We start from the raw sequence: 18,377 nt of genomic DNA on the forward strand, positions 1-18,377 counted from the left end.
CGGCAATGCCGCGGCGCAACACTGCCGTTAAATGCCATCTCGCGCTCGGGGGAGAAGAGCGCTTAGCCCGCTTCCCGGGCCAGCAGGCTCTCCTTGACGCGCAGGCCCCAGCGGAAGCCACCCAGCGACCCGTCCGTCCGGATCACCCGGTGGCAGGGAACGAACAGCGCCGCGGCGTTGAAGGCGCAGGCGCTGGCGGCGGCCCGGACAGCGCCCGGGTTACCGGCCAAGGCGGCGTACTCGGTATACGTGACGGGCGAACCCGGCTTGACCTGGCGCAGGACCTCCCAGGCGTGGACGCGGAACGGGCCCGACTGCTGAAGGACTGGCACGGCCATGGCAGGGGCGGGGTCGCCGTCGTAGAAGGCCTCGACGGCGGAAGAGATGTCCCCGAGGTCCGCCACCTCTTCCACGGTCTCGGGGCGGAGGGCGGGATGGACCTGCCCGGTCAGTTCAGCAAGGCCGGCCGTCCAGCCCGAGGCAAGGACCACGCCGTCCCGGGCAAGGACGGTGAACGGTCCGTCCGGCGTGGACAGCTGCAGCAGTTGGGCTTTCATGGCATCCCTTTCCCAGGAGCGGCGGTTGTCAGGGCGGGCCGGGCAGCAGCGCGCCAAAGGTGCATGGTGGCGTAGGAACGCCACGGGCTGGTCTCGCGGAAGTCGGGGCTCAGGGCGCTGTGCCCATCGGTGTTGTCCCCATTGGCTTTGCCTCCATTATCGAGGGCGCGGATCCCGTTCCGGACCGCGGCGTCGTTGGCAAGGAAGACGTCCGGTGCGCCCAGGACCCGCATTGCCACGTATCCCACGGTCCATGGGCCCACGCCGGGCAAGGGCAGCAGTTTGGCGCGCAGGCCGGCCAGGTCGTCCCCGTATCCGAACTCGAGGTGTCCTTCAGCCATCGCGGCCGCGGCCTGCACCAGCGATTCGATCCTGCGCCGTGGACCGCGGAGCAAATGACTCCCCGCCGCGATCTCCGCCGGGGTGGGAAACAAGCGGTCCAGGCCCTCGCCGGGAGCACTGGAGGGACTGCCGGCCGCGGACAGTTGGGTCAACGCGGTACGGGCCGCCGCCACAGTGACCTGCTGGCCCACCATGGCCCGGACCAGCAGCTCCTGGGGATCCAGCGCGCCGGGCATCCGCATCCCCGGCGCCTCACCGACGGAGGCAGCGAGCCTGGGGTCGGCGACGAGGGCGGAATCCATGGCTTCCGGGTCGGCGTCGAGGTCGAACAGCCTGCGCACGCGGCTGAGCAGCGCCGGAAGGTCGCGCAGGTCCACCGCGCCGACGGTGAGTGTCAGCTGCCGCTCCCGGGTGCCGCCGTCGTACTCCACGCGGAAGCGCGCGTCGCCGTGGGGGAGCCGCAGGGTCCGGGCGTAGGAGGTGGCCGTCCCTTCCTCGATTCCGGGAATGGCCCGGACTGCAAGGAAGGAGAAGATACCCGGGTCGAAGGGCGGGCGGTAGGGCAGGCCCAGGGTCAGGGCCGTCGTGCCGCCGTCACGCGAAGGGTGCCGGGACGTTTGACGAAGGGCCGTGGGCGTCATGGCGAACACCTCGGCGATGGTCTCATTGAACTGCCTGACGCTGCTGAAGCCGGCGGCAAACGCCACGTCGGCGAGCTTCATGGACGTGGACACCAGCAGGGTGCGGGCTGTCTGGGCCCTCGCCGCGCGGGCCAGGGACAGGGGGCCGGCACCGAGTTCCTGGCCCAGGATCCGGTTGAGCTGCCGGGGCGAATAACCCAGCCGGGCGGCAAGGCCTGCCACCCCGTCCCGGTTGATCACCCCGTCGTTGATCAGCCGCATGGCGCGGCCCGCCACGTCCTGCCGCACGTTCCACGCCGGGGTGCCCGGCACAGCCTCAGGCAGGCAACGCTTGCACGCCCGGTAGCCTGCCTCGTGGGCCGCCGCGGACGTCTCGTAGAACGTCACATTCGCCGCCTTGGGTGTCCGGGCCGGGCAGGAGGGGCGGCAGTAGATCCCCGTGCTGCGGACGGCGGTGAAGAACTGGCCGTCGAACCGGGGGTCGCGGGCATCGATTGCCCGGTAGCGCTGCCAGAAGTCCATTCCTCCATCCTGCCAGCCCGGGTTCGCTGCTACTAGCGGAAATCGGACATGGGCGTGGAGGGGGCAAAACTTCGCCAGGCCAGGCTTCACCGAGGATCAAATCCGCAGCATCTGGGTAAGGTCAAGTAATGAACGAAAGCACTTTGGGAGCGGACGGGTTGCGGAACTTCCTGTCCGCCGACGCCCGTGAGCTCGCCCCGCAGCTGCTGGGCGCCGTGCTGACCCATGAGTCACGCGACGGCGCCGTTTCCATCCGGCTCACCGAGGTGGAGGCCTACATGGGACCCGAGGACTCCGTGCACCCGGATCCCGGCTCGCACACCTACCGTGGCCCGACACCCCGCAACGCCCCCATGTTCGGTCCCGCCGGGCACCTCTACGTCTACTTCACCTACGGGATGCACCACTGCACCAACATCGTCTGCGGTCCCGCCGGCGTCGCCTCCGCCCTTCTGCTCCGGGCCGGCGAAATCGTGGACGGGCTGGAACTGGCGCAGCGGCGCCGGCCGACGTCGAAAAGTCCCGCGGACCTGGCCAGCGGGCCTGCCCGTCTCGCCAAGGCGCTGGGATTGACGACGGCGGACAGCGGCCGGGACGCGCTGGCTCCACCTTTCGGCCTGGAGCTTCCCTCCGGCGCCAGCGGTCCCGTCAGTTCCGGCCCGCGGGTGGGCGTGGCAGGAGCGGGAGGTTCGGACGAGTACGCCTGGCGGTTCTGGCTCACCGGCGACCCCACGGTGTCCAAATACAAGGCGGCGCAGCCCCGTGCCCGGAAGCGGATGGCAGATGCGCCGCCCGGCGCAACGTTTCACAAGCGTTAATCGAAATGGTAGTAGAATGGACGGTCTGTCTTTCGCGATAGGGGAACGTTAATGCTCGATGCCGAATTGGCCCACGAACGGGAGTATGTTGCCGGCCTGTACGCCCGGCTGGAGGAACTCCGGGAGGAAAAGCGCCGTCAGCTGGCGCAGGTCCGTCGTGCCGGAGCCGTGGGCACCATGCAGAACGTTTCAGAACGTGACGCGTTCGCCGCGCTGTATGAGGACCGCCTGGCGCAGCTGGACGCGGTGGATGACCGGCTGGTCTTCGGCCGCCTGGACCTGGACTCCGGGGAAGCACAGTACATCGGCCGCATCGGGCTCACCACCGAGGACCTGCAGCGGCTGATGGTGGACTGGCGCGCCCCCGAGGCCGGGCACTTCTACCAGGCCACAGCCTTTGACCGGCAGGGCGTGCGCCGCCGCCGGCACCTGATCCTGCAGGGACGCGACGTCAAGGCCATTGAAGACGATGTCCTGGACGCCTCCATGCTCACGGACGCCGAGTCCCTCCAGGGCGAAGGCGCCCTGCTGGCTGCGCTGAACTCCAAGCGCACAGGCCGCATGTCGGACATCGTCAGCACCATCCAGTCCGAACAGGACCGCATCATCCGCTCCTCCATCTCCGGAGCCGTGGTGGTCCAGGGCGGGCCGGGCACGGGCAAGACCGCCGTGGCCCTGCACCGCGCCGCCTACCTGCTCTACACCCACCGCGACCGCCTCAAGAGTGCAGGCGTGCTGCTGGTGGGCCCGTCGTCGTCGTTCATGAAATACATCGAACGGGTGCTGCCCTCACTCGGCGAGACCGGCGTGGTCATGGCCAGCGTCGGCCGCCTGATGCCCGGCATCAACGCCGTGCCCGAAGCAAACGCGGCCGTGGCCGCCATCAAGGGGCGCCTGGACATGGCTGCCATCGTGGCCAACGCCGTCTCCAACCGCATGCGCGTCCCTGCCCAGAACCGGATCCTCGAAGTGGACGGACGCAAGCTCACGCTGACGCCCCGCCAGGTCCGCCGGGCCCGGGAACGTGCACGCGCCACCGGAAAGCCGTACAACGAGGCACGCGTGACGTTTGTGAAAATCCTGCTGCGCGAGCTGACCGAGCAGATGACCGAGCTCGTCGAGGCCGGCAACATCGGCAACAACGCGGACCGCTCCTACCTTGCGGAGGACGTCCGCACTGCCCGGGACGTGCGGATCGCCCTGAACCTCTGCTGGATGCCCATGACGCCGGAGAAGCTGATTACCGATCTCTTCAGCAAGCCGGAAATACTGGAGTTCTGCACCCCCAACCTGACCCCGGCGGAGCGCGCCCTGCTGCAGCGGCCTGCTGATGCCCCCTGGACCGAGTCCGACGTGCCGCTGCTGGACGAGGCCGCCGAACTGCTCGGCGAGCTGGATCCGGCGGCCGGGCGCGGGCTGGCCCAGCAGGAGCACGACCGTGCCCGGGACCTGGCCAACGCCAAGCAAACCCTGGTAAACATGGAGGCCGCCGGGGTGGACCCGCTTATGTCGGCCGAAGAGCTGGCCGAGCAGAACCGGGAGCAGGATGTCCGGCAGACAGCCGCAGAGCGGGCAACCAGCGACCGCACCTGGGCGTTTGGGCACATCGTGGTCGATGAGGCCCAGGAGCTGTCGCCCATGCAGTGGCGGCTGCTGGTGCGCCGCTGCCCGCTGAAGTCCTTCACCATCGTCGGTGACATCGCGCAGACCAGCTCTGTGGCGGGAGCCAACTCCTGGCAGGGGGCACTGGCGCCGATGTTCGGGGACCGTTGGCAGCTGGAGGAGCTGACCGTCAACTACCGTACGCCGTCGCAGATCGCCGAGGCAGCTGTCCGGATGGCCAACGCCGCCGGGCTTGTTGTTTCCGCCCCCAAGGCCGTCCGGGAAGGCCGCTGGGAGCCCATCATCGACGAAGTCTCTCCCGGTGCCGTGGTGGACCGGCTCGTCGAGGTGCTTCCGGAGGAGCTTGAAGCGCTCGACGGCGGCCTGCTGGCCGTGATTGCCGATGGTGACCTGCTGCCCCAGGCCACATCAGCACTGCGTGCCGTGTACGGGCGCCGGATCGGCAGTGGGGCCGGCAGCTACGAGCAGGACATCGTGGTCATCAGCCCCCGTGAGGCGAAAGGCCTGGAGTTCGACGGCGTAGTGGTCCTGGAACCGTCGATGATGCTCAACCACGAGCACGGCAAGGTGGGGGACCTTTACGTGGCCATGACCCGCGCCACTCAACGGTTGCGGCTGATTGCAGCGGAACCGGTGCCGCCAGGGATTGCCGGCTGACGGCGCCTTCGGCGTTACTGCTAACTTAGGAAGCGTGCCTGAACTGAACAACCTCGAACCGCAGCGCAATGACCCCACTTTCGCCAATATTTGGCAGGAACTGAAGTGGCGTGGGCTGGTCCATGTCTCCACTGACGAAGCAGAGCTGGAAAAGCTCCTCGCCAACGGGCCGGTCACCTACTATTGCGGCTTCGACCCCACCGCGCCGAGCCTGCACCTGGGCAACCTGGTCCAGTTGCTGGTCATGCGGCGGCTTCAGTTGGCCGGCCACAAGCCGCTGGGACTGGTGGGCGGTTCCACCGGCATGATCGGTGACCCGCGTCCGACGGCGGAACGCACCTTGAACACCAAGGACACGGTGGCGGAGTGGGTTGGCTACCTCCAGGCCCAGGTGCAGCGCTTCCTCAGCTTCGAGGGAGACAACGCTGCCAGGATGGTGAACAACCTGGATTGGACGGCGCCGCTGAGCGCCATCGACTTCCTGCGTGAAGTGGGAAAGCATTTCCGCGTGGGCACCATGCTGCGCAAGGACGCCGTGGCATCCCGGCTGAACTCCGATGAGGGCATTAGCTACACCGAGTTCAGCTACCAGATCCTGCAGGGCATGGACTACCTGCAGCTCTACCGCGATTACGGCTGCGTCCTGCAGACCGGCGGCTCGGACCAGTGGGGCAACCTCACCAGCGGTACGGAACTGATCCGCAAAGTCGAGGGCAAGAGCGTCCACGCCCTTGGAACCCCGCTTATCACCAACTCCGATGGAACCAAGTTTGGCAAGAGCGAGGGCAACGCCATCTGGCTCGACGCCGGCATGTGCAGCCCGTACGCCTTCTACCAGTTCTGGCTCAACACCGCCGACGCAGATGTGGTGGACCGGCTCAAGGTGTTCACCTTCCTGACGCGCGCCGAAATCGAAGAAATTGCCGTTTCAGTGGCTGAACGTCCATTCGCCCGTGAAGGACAGCGGAAGCTCGCCTTCGAAGTGACCTCACTGGTGCACGGCGTGGAGGCCACCGAAAAGGTGATCAATGCTTCCGCGGCATTGTTCGGAAACGGTGACCTGGCTGCCCTGGACAAGGCAACCCTCCAGGCCGCCACTTCCGAATTGCCCACCACCACCGTGCAGGTGGATGAGATGGGGATTGTGGACCTGCTGGTGGCGTCCGGTCTGTCCGAAAGCAAATCTGCCGCTCGACGAACGGTAGGGGAGGGTGGCGCCTACGTGAACAACGAGAAGGTGTCCGATCCCGAGGCCGTGATCTCGGAGTCTGAACTTCTGCACGGCCAGTACCTGCTCCTGCGCAGGGGTAAGAAGAACCTGGCCACTGTTGAGGTACTGGTTCCCTAGCACCTCTGAGTCCTGCATGCACGCCCTTCGGCAGCCGATTTGCACGGCCGCTGGGGGGCGTGTATTGTTTTCTGAGTCGCCGCCGCTGAGTGGTGACAAACCCCCAACTAATGAGAAGCAATTCTTACCGCGAATACGCGGATCCCGAGAAGCTGCTTCTTATTTTGCTGGGCAGATTCATTTCGCCAAGCTGATTCCGGGAAAATAGCCGGATTTGCAAAAGTGAATATGAATGAAATAAGATAAAAACATCGCAGCGAAGAAATACGGAATGGAAATTCTTTGAATTGTTTCCGGGAATATTCGAATGTGTCTGTTGTTTGAGAACTCAATAGTGTGCCAAGTTTGTTGATACCGATTATGTAATGTGATTGGTTGATTGTGCTGTGCCGCCACCCCGTGGTGTGCATGGTGTTTTTGGCTGGTTTCAAATTTTGTGCAGCCGTGGTCGCCGTTATTTCCGGTGGTTGTGGTTGTGTCTGTTTGTTTTCAACGGAGAGTTTGATCCTGGCTCAGGATGAACGCTGGCGGCGTGCTTAACACATGCAAGTCGAACGATGATGCCAGCTTGCTGGTGGATTAGTGGCGAACGGGTGAGTAACACGTGAGTAACCTGCCCTTGACTCTGGGATAAGCCTGGGAAACTGGGTCTAATACCGGATATGACTGATCATCGCATGGTGGTTGGTGGAAAGCTTTTGTGGTTTTGGATGGACTCGCGGCCTATCAGCTTGTTGGTGGGGTAATGGCCTACCAAGGCGACGACGGGTAGCCGGCCTGAGAGGGTGACCGGCCACACTGGGACTGAGACACGGCCCAGACTCCTACGGGAGGCAGCAGTGGGGAATATTGCACAATGGGCGAAAGCCTGATGCAGCGACGCCGCGTGAGGGATGACGGCCTTCGGGTTGTAAACCTCTTTCAGTAGGGAAGAAGCGTAAGTGACGGTACCTGCAGAAGAAGCGCCGGCTAACTACGTGCCAGCAGCCGCGGTAATACGTAGGGCGCAAGCGTTATCCGGAATTATTGGGCGTAAAGAGCTCGTAGGCGGTTTGTCGCGTCTGCCGTGAAAGTCCGGGGCTCAACTCCGGATCTGCGGTGGGTACGGGCAGACTAGAGTGATGTAGGGGAGACTGGAATTCCTGGTGTAGCGGTGAAATGCGCAGATATCAGGAGGAACACCGATGGCGAAGGCAGGTCTCTGGGCATTAACTGACGCTGAGGAGCGAAAGCATGGGGAGCGAACAGGATTAGATACCCTGGTAGTCCATGCCGTAAACGTTGGGCACTAGGTGTGGGGGACATTCCACGTTTTCCGCGCCGTAGCTAACGCATTAAGTGCCCCGCCTGGGGAGTACGGCCGCAAGGCTAAAACTCAAAGGAATTGACGGGGGCCCGCACAAGCGGCGGAGCATGCGGATTAATTCGATGCAACGCGAAGAACCTTACCAAGGCTTGACATGAACCAGACCGGGCTGGAAACAGTCCTTCCCCTTTGGGGTTGGTTTACAGGTGGTGCATGGTTGTCGTCAGCTCGTGTCGTGAGATGTTGGGTTAAGTCCCGCAACGAGCGCAACCCTCGTTCCATGTTGCCAGCGGGTAGTGCCGGGGACTCATGGGAGACTGCCGGGGTCAACTCGGAGGAAGGTGGGGACGACGTCAAATCATCATGCCCCTTATGTCTTGGGCTTCACGCATGCTACAATGGCCGGTACAAAGGGTTGCGATACTGTGAGGTGGAGCTAATCCCAAAAAGCCGGTCTCAGTTCGGATTGGGGTCTGCAACTCGACCCCATGAAGTCGGAGTCGCTAGTAATCGCAGATCAGCAACGCTGCGGTGAATACGTTCCCGGGCCTTGTACACACCGCCCGTCAAGTCACGAAAGTTGGTAACACCCGAAGCCGGTGGCCTAACCCCTTGTGGGAGGGAGCTGTCGAAGGTGGGACTGGCGATTGGGACTAAGTCGTAACAAGGTAGCCGTACCGGAAGGTGCGGCTGGATCACCTCCTTTCTAAGGAGCACCTACAATGATCCGTCGCCAATGCATGTTGGTGGTGGGTGTGTTGTCAGGAGTAAAGGCCCGTTGCACGGACGACTGTTCCGTGGCGGGTGCTCAAGGGTGGAATATCAACAAATAGCGGCTGTCTGGTCTTTTGGTCTTCTTTAGTACGAACCCTGGTGGTTCTGGAACGGTGGGCCGGGGGTTTGCCGGGTGGTTTAGTGTTTGGCACACTGTTGGGTCCTGAGACAACAGGACCATGGTGCTGGGGTTGTTCTTTCCTTTGTGGGAAGGGTGGGCCTGGTGTTGTGGGTTTGTTTGTTTCTGGTTTCCCTGCCATGACGTCCTGCACGTGTTTGACTCCTTTTTTTGGGGGTTTGTGTGTGGGGTGTGTGGTGTGGGGTTGTTGTTTGAGAACTACATAGTGGACGCGAGCATCTTGTATAAGAAGCAATTTCCAAGATTATGAACCTGGATCTGGTTCGTGTGCCTTTGGGTGCGCGGGACAGTTTCTGTGGTTCTCTCGAAAATGTTTTTGATCTTTGTGGTCAAGTTTTTAAGAGCACACGGTGGATGCCTTGGCATTAGGAGCCGAAGAAGGACGTAGGAATCTGCGATAAGCCTGGGGGAGTCGATAACCGGACTGTGATCCCAGGGTGTCCGAATGGGGAAACCCCGCCAGGGGCGTGAGTTGCCTGGTGACCCGTACCTGAACACATAGGGTGCGTGGGGGGAACGCGGGGAAGTGAAACATCTCAGTACCCGCAGGAAGAGAAAACAATAGTGATTCCGTTAGTAGTGGCGAGCGAACGCGGATCAGGCTAAACCGTTCCATGTGTGATAGCCGGCGGGCGTTGCATGGTCGGGGTTGTGGGACTTTCCATACCAGTTCTGCCGGGCTGGTGGGGTGTGATGTGCGCGCATAGGTGAACGGTTTTGAAAGGCCGGCCAGAGAGGGTGTTAGTCCCGTAACCGTAATGTGTTTGTACCGCCTGTGAGAGTATCCCAAGTAGTACGGGGCCCGAGAAATCCCGTGCGAATCTGTCAGGACCACCTGATAAGCCTAAATACTCCCTAATGACCGATAGCGGACCAGTACCGTGAGGGAAAGGTGAAAAGTACCCCGGGAGGGGAGTGAAACAGTACCTGAAACCGTGTGCTTACAATCCGTCGGAGCCAGTCTGATTCTGGTGACGGCGTGCCTTTTGAAGAATGAGCCTGCGAGTTAGTGTTACGTCGCGAGGTTAACCCGTGTGGGGCAGCCGTAGCGAAAGCGAGTCTGAATAGGGCGTGTGAGTGGCGTGATCTAGACCCGAAGCGAAGTGATCTACCCATGGCCAGGTTGAAGCGACGGTAAGACGTCGTGGAGGACCGAACCCACTTCAGTTGAAAATGGAGGGGATGAGCTGTGGGTAGGGGTGAAAGGCCAATCAAACTTCGTGATAGCTGGTTCTCCCCGAAATGCATTTAGGTGCAGCGTTGCGTGTTTCTTGCTGGAGGTAGAGCTACTGGATGGCTAATGGGCCCTACAAGGTTACTGACGTCAGCCAAACTCCGAATGCCGGTAAGTGAGAGCGCAGCAGTGAGACTGTGGGGGATAAGCTTCATAGTCGAGAGGGAAACAGCCCAGACCACCAACTAAGGCCCCTAAGCGTGTGCTAAGTGGGAAAGGATGTGGAGTTGCCCAGACAACCAGGAGGTTGGCTTAGAAGCAGCCACCCTTAAAAGAGTGCGTAATAGCTCACTGGTCAAGTGATTCCGCGCCGACAATGTAGCGGGGCTCAAGTACACCGCCGAAGTTGTGGCATTCACATATTGTCCTAGCCTTCGTGGTTCAGGAGTGTGGATGGGTAGGGGAGCGTCGTGTGGGCGGTGAAGCTGCGGTGTAAACCAGTGGTGGAGCCTACACGAGTGAGAATGCAGGCATGAGTAGCGAAAGACGGGTGAGAAACCCGTCCGCCGAATGATCAAGGGTTCCAGGGTCAAGCTAATCTGCCCTGGGTAAGTCGGGACCTAAGGCGAGGCCGACAGGCGTAGTCGATGGACAACGGGTTGATATTCCCGTACCGGCGAAAAACCGCCCATGCTGAGCGGGGGATACTAACTGCCCGAAACCTGCCTGACACCCCTTGTGGGTGAAGGGTTTTGGTGGAGCGCAGGACCTGATCCCGGGAGGCAAGCGTATTAACAGGTGTGACGCAGGAAGGTAGCCGAGCCGGGCGATGGTTGTCCCGGTCTAAGGATGTAGGGCGAATGGTAGGCAAATCCGCCATTCATATGGCCTGAGATCTGATGGGACCCCCGTATGGGGGGATTTGGTGATCCTATGCTGCCGAGAAAAGCATCGACGCGAGGTTTTAGCCGCCCGTACCCCAAACCGACACAGGTGATCAGGTAGAGAATACCAAGGCGATCGAGAGAATTATGGTTAAGGAACTCGGCAAAATGCCCCCGTAACTTCGGGAGAAGGGGGGCCCCAACCTTGAACACCACATCGCTGGTGGGAGGGGATCGGGGCCGCAGAGACCAGGGGGAAGCGACTGTTTACTAAAAACACAGGTCCGTGCGAAGTCGCAAGACGATGTATACGGACTGACTCCTGCCCGGTGCTGGAAGGTTAAGAGGACCGGTTAGCCGCAAGGCGAAGCTGAGAATTTAAGCCCCAGTAAACGGCGGTGGTAACTATAACCATCCTAAGGTAGCGAAATTCCTTGTCGGGTAAGTTCCGACCTGCACGAATGGAGTAACGACTTCCCCGCTGTCTCAACCATAAACTCGGCGAAATTGCAGTACGAGTAAAGATGCTCGTTACGCGCAGCAGGACGGAAAGACCCCGAGACCTTTACTATAGTTTGGTATTGGTGTTCGGAGTGGCTTGTGTAGGATAGGTGGGAGACGTTGAAGCCCGGACGCCAGTTCGGGTGGAGTCATCGTTGAAATACCACTCTGGTCACTTTGGACATCTAACTTCGGCCCGTAATCCGGGTCAGGGACAGTGCCTGATGGGTAGTTTAACTGGGGCGGTTGCCTCCTAAAAAGTAACGGAGGCGCCCAAAGGTTCCCTCAGCCTGGTTGGCAATCAGGTGTCGAGTGTAAGTGCACAAGGGAGCTTGACTGTGAGAGAGACATCTCGAGCAGGGACGAAAGTCGGGACTAGTGATCCGGCGGTACATTGTGGAATGGCCGTCGCTCAACGGATAAAAGGTACCTCGGGGATAACAGGCTGATCTTGCCCAAGAGTCCATATCGACGGCATGGTTTGGCACCTCGATGTCGGCTCGTCGCATCCTGGGGCTGGAGTAGGTCCCAAGGGTTGGGCTGTTCGCCCATTAAAGCGGTACGCGAGCTGGGTTTAGAACGTCGTGAGACAGTTCGGTCCCTATCCGCTGCGCGCGCAGGAAATTTGAGAAGGGCTGTCCTTAGTACGAGAGGACCGGGACGGACGAACCTCTGGTGTGTCAGTTGTACTGCCAAGTGCACCGCTGATTAGCTACGTTCGGATGGGATAACCGCTGAAAGCATCTAAGCGGGAAGCTCGCTTCAAGATGAGATTTCCATACACCCTCGGGTGTGAGAGGCCCCCAGCCAGACCACTGGGTTGATAGGCCGGATGTGGAAGCGAGGACTAACGACTCGTGAAGCTGACCGGTACTAATAGGCCAACAACTTACACCACACAGAACATACAAAACTCTGCTTGCGTCCACTATGTGGTTCCCAACCAACAACCCCCAACACGGGTCGATGGCACGGAACCAACAACTGAATACAACAACACCACCAATGTTGTAACCACAAAGTCTTCCCACCCCCAGGCAACACCAGGGGGGTTCGGGTGAAAAGGTTACGGCGGTCATAGCGTGGGGGAAACGCCCGGTCCCATTCCGAACCCGGAAGCTAAGACCCACAGCGCCGATGGTACTGCACCCGGGAGGGTGTGGGAGAGTAGGTCACCGCCGGAACAACTATTACAGTAGGGCCCTGACAACGAAACGTCAGGGCCCTACCACTTTAACCACCACAGCCGCCAGGCCCCGGCTCCCAGAAACCCCAGCCCACCTCCGGCGGGTAAAACGGCTCTTCGTGGTTGGTGGGGAATTGAGTTCGTGTCGTTGAAGACAAGAGGGCCCGTGGCCCTGCTGGGATGAGTGTGTCTAGCATTCAACCTGGAACAGGACCACGAGCCTTTGAACGAGCCTACCGGGGTCGCAGCCGACGCTGCCACTATCCTCTTCAACCTGCCCGACTACCATGTCATCTCCACCACCATCACTGCCGGCCGGAGGCAGGTCATCGTTGAAACGGACCAGCTACCGGGCTGCCCGAGCTGCGGGGTCATCGCTTCCCGGCGGAAAGAGCGCCGCCTTCAACGGCTCCGTGATATTCCTGTCGCCGGGCCCGTGGAGGTCCTCTGGTCCAAGTACCGCTGGTACTGCGAGGAACCGGCCTGCGACCGGCTCTCGTTCTTCGAATCCACGCCCCAGGTCCCGCGCCATGCCCGGTCCACGAGCCGCCTTCGGGACCAGCTCGTGGACGCCGTCATCCGCTCCGGCCGGGCCGTCTCGGAGACCGCTGCCGGCTTCTCCGTGTCCTGGTGGATGGTCCGGGCTGCGGTGACCGAAGCCTGCCTGCTGCGGTTGCCCGACGTGGACAAGCTCAGCCCGCGGATGCTCGGCATCGACGAACACCGGTTCCGGTCCGTGCGCTACTTCCAGGACCCGTCAACGAAGGCGTGGACCCGGTTCGAACCCTGGATGACAACCATCGTTGATCTCGACACCGGCCAGGTCCTCGGTGTCGTCGACGGGCGGGACCACAAGGGCGTCGGGGACTGGCTGTTCGCCCGGCCCCTGGAGTGGCGCCTGGCCGTGCAGGTCGTCGCGATCGACCCCTCGGCGGCATTCCGTAAAGCGCTCCGGATGTGGCTGCCGCGCACGGCAGTCGCCGTTGATCATTTCCACCTGATCTCCCTGGCGAACCAGGCCATGACGGAGACCCGGCAGAACCTCTCGCAACAGGTCAAGGGCCGCCGCGGCCGGGCCATCGACAAGGCCTGGGCCCACCGCATGCTGCTCCTCCGGGGCGGCGACACCCTCAGCTGCAGGGCCGGCCGCCGACTCGAGGAAGTATTCACCCTGGACGATCCCACAGGAACCCTCCAGGCTGTTTGGAACGTCAAGGAACAACTCCGGGCACTACTCCGCACCGGCTCGCTCGAAGACGCCGCGACGGCCAAGACGGTACTCGAGGAACTGGTCAGGGCAGCCGCACGGCCGGAGACGAACAGGCTCTACCGAACCGTCTGCAGATGGTGGAAAGAGATAGAGGTGCTGATCATTACCGGCGCCACAACAGGGAAGGTCGAGGCCAACAACACCGCTATCAAGAACATCAAGCGAACCGCCCGCGGGTACCGCAACGCAGCCAACTACAAATCCGTTATTCTCTTACGAAGTGCCGTCCGGACGGCGGCATGACGCTCATTCCAGGGACCCGTTTCCCCACGAACCGCGAAGAGCCCCTTTGACGGGTGAACCATCAACCCCCGCTCACCTTTGACGGGTAAGCGATCAACCCACGCTGACCTTTGACGGGTAAGCGATCAACCCCCGCTCACCTCAGGCCATGCCCCGTGAGCGGAGGCCGGGGGAAAACCTGCCAGATGTGAGCGGGCGTCGGGGGAGAACCCGCCACACGTGAGCGGGCGTTGTTGGGGAGAACCACAGTCCCTGGTTGGTGTGAAGATGGCCACGATACCGCCGCCAGGGCTCCCATCGTCCCAGGGGATTTTGCGGCTCCACTAGAATTGATGAAGATGTACGGACTTCGAAGCGCTTGATTTCGGGTTGCGTAGGAAACGAAACGAGCGGCTGCAGTTGCGCCAGTGGTCGGCTCACAACAGGAGGAATCCATATGGCCGAGCACAACGGTGGCAACCGCGGCAACGACCGCGGGGCGTTCCGCGGCAACAACAACTCCGGCGGTGAGCCCCGCGGCTTTAGGTCGCGGTCTGACCGGGACGGCAACAATTTCTCCCGCGGTGGAGCTACCGGAGGCGGGGAGCGTAAATCCTACGAGGATCGTGACCGGAAGCCCTTTGGTGATCGTCCGCGTCGTGATGGTGAGGGTGACCGTCGTGGTTTCGGTGGCGGCGGTGATCGTGATCGGAAGCCCTTTGGTGATCGTCCGCGTCGTGATGGTGAGGGTGACCGTCGTGGTTTCGGTGGCGGCGGTGACCGTGATCGGAAGCCCTTTGGTGATCGTCCGCGTCGTGATGGTGAGGGTGACCGTCGTGGTTTCGGTGGCGGCGGTGACCGTGATCGGAAGCCTTATGGTGATCGTCCGCGTCGTGATGGTGAGGGTGACCGTCGTGGTTTCGGTGGCGGCGCTGATCGTGACCGTAAGCCTTATGGTGATCGTCCGCGTCGTGATGGTGAGGGTGACCGTCGTGGTTTCGGTGGCGGCGCTGATCGTGACCGTAAGCCTTATGGTGATCGTCCGCGCCGTGATGGTGAGGGTGAGCGCCGTGGGTTCGGTGGCGACAACCGCAAACCGTTTGGCGACCGGCAGGAACGTGCGCCCCGCAGCTTTGACCGCCGAGACTCACGTGCCGAGTCCGGCCGCGGCGCAGGCCCCCGTGATTCCGGCCCCCGCAGCTTCGGCCGCGACCGCCAGGAGGAACGCCCCGCGCGCGTGCCCAACGCCGCGGACCTTCGCAGCGCCAACCGCCCTGACCGGGAACGCTCACCCGAAATCGACGAGGACGTCACGGGCAAGGAGCTCGACCGCGCCACGCAGCACCAGATCAAGACGCTCGAGTCCAAGAGCGCGGAATGGGTGGCCCGCCACCTGGTCATGGCCGGACGCCTGATTGATGACGAGCCCGAGCTGGCCTTCCAGCACGCCCTTGCCGCCAGCCGTCGCGGCGGACGGCTGGCGGCCGTGCGTGAAGCCGTAGGACTGACTGCTTACGCTGCCGGCCACTACGGTGAAGCGCTCCGCGAGTTCCGCACCTTCCGGCGCATCAGCGGCTCCAACGTGCATCTGCCCGTGATGGCCGACTGTGAACGTGGCCTGGGCCGGCCCGACCGCGCCCTGGACGTTGCCCGCTCGGAGGAAGCCCAGGATCTGGATGCTCCCGGCAAGGTTGAACTGGCCATTGTTGCCGCCGGCGCCCGGACCGACCTGGGACAGCTGGACGCGGCAGTGGCGGAGCTCGAGATCCCGCAGCTGGATATCAACCGTGCATTCTCCTACAGCCCGCGTCTGTTCCGTGCCTACGCCGACGCACTTGCTGCGGTAGGTCGCGACGACGAGTCGCAGAAGTGGGGCCGGCAGGCTGTAGTGGCGGAAAATGCCCTGGGCCAGGGTGCGGATGAGGAACCTGACATCATCGACCTCGGCTGGGACGAGGAAGAAGAGGCCCGGGAAGAGGCTGAACGCCGCCGGATGCTGGACCGTGCTTCCAAGGCTTCCGGAGCTGAAAGCGGCGGCGATACCGGCACCGATACAACGGCAGCCGACCACGAGGTCACAGCTACGGAGAGCCCACGCGCCACCGAAGCGAAGGCTGTCCAGGACGGCGGCATCGATGACCAGGAGGCCGACTACTTCGTCTCTGACGACGCCGAATCGGACCAGGACTCGGTGGAACACGACGAGCTTGACCCCGAAGCTGCGCACGAGCCCGGCAACGGGGACCAGGTGGAAGACCAGGACGCCGCGGAACACCACCACGACGGCGCGGACACCTTTGCGAATGAAGAACGGCGGGACTGACCACCCATGACTGACGTTTCCCTGGTTTCCCGCTTCGATGCCCTGCTGGCCGACCTGGATGGCGTGGTGTATGCGGGACCGCATGCAATCCCCGGGGCAGTGGAATCGCTGAAGAAGCTCTCCGGGCTGGGCATCGGTTTGGGCTACGTGACGAACAACGCCTCCCGTTCGCCTGCGGAGGTTGCAGCCCACCTGCGCGAGCTGGGTGCGCCCGCCGAGGACAACCAGGTGGTCAGTTCCTCGCAGGCGGCGGCGGACCTGCTGGCGTCGCTGCTGGCTCCGGGGTCACGGATCCTCATCACTGGCAGTCCGGCGCTGGCCCGGGAAATCGAGCTGGCCGGTCTGGTGCCAGTGGGCAGCCAGGACGAGGAACCGGTGGCGGTGGTGCAGGGCTTCAGCCCCGGCATTGGGTGGAAGGAGCTGGCGGAAGCCACCTATGTGGTGAACGCCGGCGCCCTCTGGGTGGCGACCAACACGGACATGACGATTCCACAGGCTCGGGGGATCGCCCCGGGGAACGGCACCCTGGTTGCTGCTGTCGCCGCGGCTACTGCGCAGCAGCCTAGGGTCGCAGGTAAGCCGGAGGCGCCTTTGTTCCACTCCGCTGCCAAACGTCTTGGGGCCGAGCGTCCGCTGGTGGTGGGGGACCGGCTGGACACGGACATCCTGGGCGGCAACAACGCCGGCTTCGCCACCGTGGCGGTGCTGACCGGCGTCGACACCCGCGAAACAATCCTTGCGGCGCGTTCCGCGGAACGACCCAACTACATCATCGGGAACCTGACGGACCTGCACCGCCCGTACCCGGACGTGACGCACGACGACGGCACCTACGTGTGCGGCGAAGCGACGGCACGCGTGGCCAACGGAGCGGTGGGCATCATCGGCAGCCAGGACAACCTGGACTCCTGGCGGGCGGCCTGCGCTGCCTGGTGGGCGGAGATGCCAGAGGCTGCAACCCCGCAGGCGCCCAAGCTGGTGTGGCTCAATCACTAGACTGGTTCCATGACTGAGCTGACCGAACCGGACGACTCGACAGCCCAGCCTGCCCCGGAGTGGCCGCAACCCGTCGCCCGGGAGAATGGGCAGCACATCAGCGATCCGCAGGTGGCACGGGCCGTGGCAAGGCTTTCCGGGATCCCAGGCCTCCCTGCGGCTGACCATGAAGCTGTCTACAACGGGCTCCACGACGAACTGCTGGCAGCCCTGAACAGCGATTCCATCGACCAGGTCAGGGCGGCAACCGGCCGCGCCGGCGGGGCAGCCTGATGCCGGTCCGCCTCGACCAGGCCCTGGTGGCCCGCGGCCTGGCGAGGTCGCGCACGCATGCAGCGTCGCTCATCGCCGGGGGCAAAGTCACCTCGGGCGGCCACGTCCTCGCCAAAGCCTCCCTGCAAGTTGACGAAAGCCGGGACCTCGCCGTCGAACTCGATGACCAGGACACCTACGCCAGCCGCGCCGCCCACAAGCTGGCCGGCGCCCTGGACGCCTTCCCCGAGGTGTTGCCGCAGGGCAAAAGGTGCCTCGACGCGGGTGCCTCGACCGGAGGTTTCACCGACGTCCTGCTTCGGCGCGGCGCCGCGCACGTGGTGGCGGTCGACGTCGGGCACGGCCAGTTGGTGCCACACCTCCGCAACGATCCCCGCGTGGACGTCCACGAGGGGATGAACGTCAGGTACATGGCCCCGGCCGACATTGGCGGCCCCGCCGCCCTGACCGTGGCGGACCTGTCCTTCATCTCCCTCACCCTGGTGGTGCAGCCGCTGGCGGACTGCACCGAACCGGGCGGTGACCTGGTGCTGATGGTCAAGCCGCAGTTCGAGATCGGCAAGGACCGGCTGGCCCGCACCGGGGTGGTCACCTCGGAGCGTGAGCGGCGGATGGCGGTCGAAAAGGTTGCCAAGGCAGCGCTCGACGCAAGGCTGGACCTCTGCGGCCTGGCGCCCAGTCCGTTGCCCGGACAGGACGGAAACGTCGAATACTTCCTGTGGATAAAACGCAGGATCAGCAAAGACTTGCCTAAGATCGAAGAGCGAGAGGCAGCAGCCGCTGCGTTGCTCGGACAAATCTGGCCGAACCACTAGAGAGCG

General features: G+C 63.0%; 11 protein-coding genes and 3 rRNA genes. 12 read left to right on the plus strand and 2 right to left on the minus strand.

Annotation, left to right across the window (positions count from 1 at the left end; genetic code table 11):
* Positions 1-62 precede the first annotated feature (62 nt).
* Both LFT44_RS07125 and LFT44_RS07130 read right to left on the minus strand, forming a co-directional pair.
* On the minus strand, positions 63-557 hold the full coding sequence (locus LFT44_RS07125) for a methylated-DNA--[protein]-cysteine S-methyltransferase (protein WP_236801969.1): 495 nt from the start codon (positions 555-557) through the stop codon (positions 63-65).
* Positions 554-2,062: an AlkA N-terminal domain-containing protein gene (locus LFT44_RS07130; RefSeq protein WP_236801970.1), complete on the minus strand. Its 1,509-nt coding sequence runs from the start codon at positions 2,060-2,062 to the stop codon at positions 554-556. The genes LFT44_RS07125 and LFT44_RS07130 overlap by 4 nt, the downstream gene beginning before the upstream one ends.
* A 128-nt stretch (positions 2,063-2,190) precedes the next feature.
* Here LFT44_RS07130 and LFT44_RS07135 point away from each other — a divergent pair, with 128 nt between their 5' ends.
* The 12 genes from LFT44_RS07135 to LFT44_RS07190 all read left to right on the plus strand — a co-directional run bounded on the left by LFT44_RS07135 (position 2,191) and on the right by LFT44_RS07190 (position 18,371).
* Positions 2,191-2,880, plus strand: a complete 690-nt coding sequence (locus LFT44_RS07135; protein WP_236801971.1) for a DNA-3-methyladenine glycosylase — start codon at positions 2,191-2,193, stop codon at positions 2,878-2,880.
* A 51-nt stretch (positions 2,881-2,931) separates the two neighbouring features.
* On the plus strand, positions 2,932-5,160 hold the full coding sequence (locus LFT44_RS07140; RefSeq protein ID WP_236801972.1) for a HelD family protein: 2,229 nt from the start codon (positions 2,932-2,934) through the stop codon (positions 5,158-5,160).
* A gap of 34 nt (positions 5,161-5,194) precedes the next feature.
* Positions 5,195-6,508 carry a tyrosine--tRNA ligase gene (gene tyrS, locus LFT44_RS07145; protein WP_236801973.1) on the plus strand — a complete coding sequence of 438 codons (1,314 nt, stop codon included), beginning with the start codon at positions 5,195-5,197 and terminating at the stop codon, positions 6,506-6,508.
* A 489-nt stretch (positions 6,509-6,997) separates the two neighbouring features.
* Positions 6,998-8,520, plus strand: a 16S ribosomal RNA gene (locus tag LFT44_RS07150).
* A gap of 534 nt (positions 8,521-9,054) precedes the next feature.
* Positions 9,055-12,184 (plus strand): 23S ribosomal RNA (locus tag LFT44_RS07155).
* A 169-nt stretch (positions 12,185-12,353) separates the two neighbouring features.
* Positions 12,354-12,470: ribosomal RNA gene (rrf, locus tag LFT44_RS07160) — 5S ribosomal RNA — on the plus strand.
* Together the 16S, 23S and 5S rRNA genes form the textbook arrangement of a ribosomal RNA operon.
* Positions 12,471-12,656: 186 nt before the next feature.
* Positions 12,657-13,985: an ISL3 family transposase gene (locus LFT44_RS07165; RefSeq protein ID WP_236798899.1), complete on the plus strand. Its 1,329-nt coding sequence runs from the start codon at positions 12,657-12,659 to the stop codon at positions 13,983-13,985.
* Between the two features lie 605 nt (positions 13,986-14,590).
* Positions 14,591-15,379 (plus strand): hypothetical protein, encoded by a 789-nt coding sequence (locus LFT44_RS07170; RefSeq protein ID WP_236801974.1) that lies wholly within the window; start codon positions 14,591-14,593, stop codon positions 15,377-15,379.
* Positions 15,364-16,287, plus strand: coding sequence for a hypothetical protein (locus LFT44_RS07175; protein ID WP_236802828.1), 924 nt, complete (start codon positions 15,364-15,366; stop codon positions 16,285-16,287). The genes LFT44_RS07170 and LFT44_RS07175 overlap by 16 nt, the downstream gene beginning before the upstream one ends.
* A gap of 6 nt (positions 16,288-16,293) precedes the next feature.
* The gene (locus tag LFT44_RS07180; protein WP_236801975.1) at positions 16,294-17,283 is read left to right on the plus strand and encodes an HAD-IIA family hydrolase; all 990 of its coding nucleotides are present in this window, start codon (positions 16,294-16,296) and stop codon (positions 17,281-17,283) included.
* Positions 17,284-17,292: 9 nt separating this feature from the next.
* Positions 17,293-17,556 carry a hypothetical protein gene (locus LFT44_RS07185; RefSeq protein WP_236801976.1) on the plus strand — a complete coding sequence of 88 codons (264 nt, stop codon included), beginning with the start codon at positions 17,293-17,295 and terminating at the stop codon, positions 17,554-17,556.
* Positions 17,556-18,371 (plus strand): TlyA family RNA methyltransferase, encoded by an 816-nt coding sequence (locus tag LFT44_RS07190; RefSeq protein WP_236801977.1) that lies wholly within the window; start codon positions 17,556-17,558, stop codon positions 18,369-18,371. The genes LFT44_RS07185 and LFT44_RS07190 overlap by 1 nt, the downstream gene beginning before the upstream one ends.
* The last annotated feature ends 6 nt before the right edge of the window (positions 18,372-18,377 follow it).

Source organism: Arthrobacter sp. FW306-05-C (assembly GCF_021801725.1).
Classification (GTDB): Bacteria; Actinomycetota; Actinomycetes; order Actinomycetales; family Micrococcaceae; genus Arthrobacter.

Excerpts from the sequence above, each read along its gene's own strand:
- LFT44_RS07180 (WP_236801975.1), top strand. The coding sequence starts at position 16,294 with ATGACTGACGTTTCCCTGGTTTCCCGCTTCGATGCCCTGCTGGCCGAC.
- LFT44_RS07175 (WP_236802828.1), top strand. The coding sequence starts at position 15,364 with ATGGCCGGACGCCTGATTGATGACGAGCCCGAGCTGGCCTTCCAGCAC.
- LFT44_RS07190 (WP_236801977.1), top strand. The coding sequence starts at position 17,556 with ATGCCGGTCCGCCTCGACCAGGCCCTGGTGGCCCGCGGCCTGGCGAGG.
- LFT44_RS07135 (WP_236801971.1), top strand. The coding sequence starts at position 2,191 with ATGAACGAAAGCACTTTGGGAGCGGACGGGTTGCGGAACTTCCTGTCC.
- LFT44_RS07185 (WP_236801976.1), top strand. The coding sequence starts at position 17,293 with ATGACTGAGCTGACCGAACCGGACGACTCGACAGCCCAGCCTGCCCCG.
- LFT44_RS07130 (WP_236801970.1), bottom strand. The coding sequence starts at position 2,062 with ATGGACTTCTGGCAGCGCTACCGGGCAATCGATGCCCGCGACCCCCGG.
- LFT44_RS07125 (WP_236801969.1), bottom strand. The coding sequence starts at position 557 with ATGAAAGCCCAACTGCTGCAGCTGTCCACGCCGGACGGACCGTTCACC.
- LFT44_RS07140 (WP_236801972.1), top strand. The coding sequence starts at position 2,932 with ATGCTCGATGCCGAATTGGCCCACGAACGGGAGTATGTTGCCGGCCTG.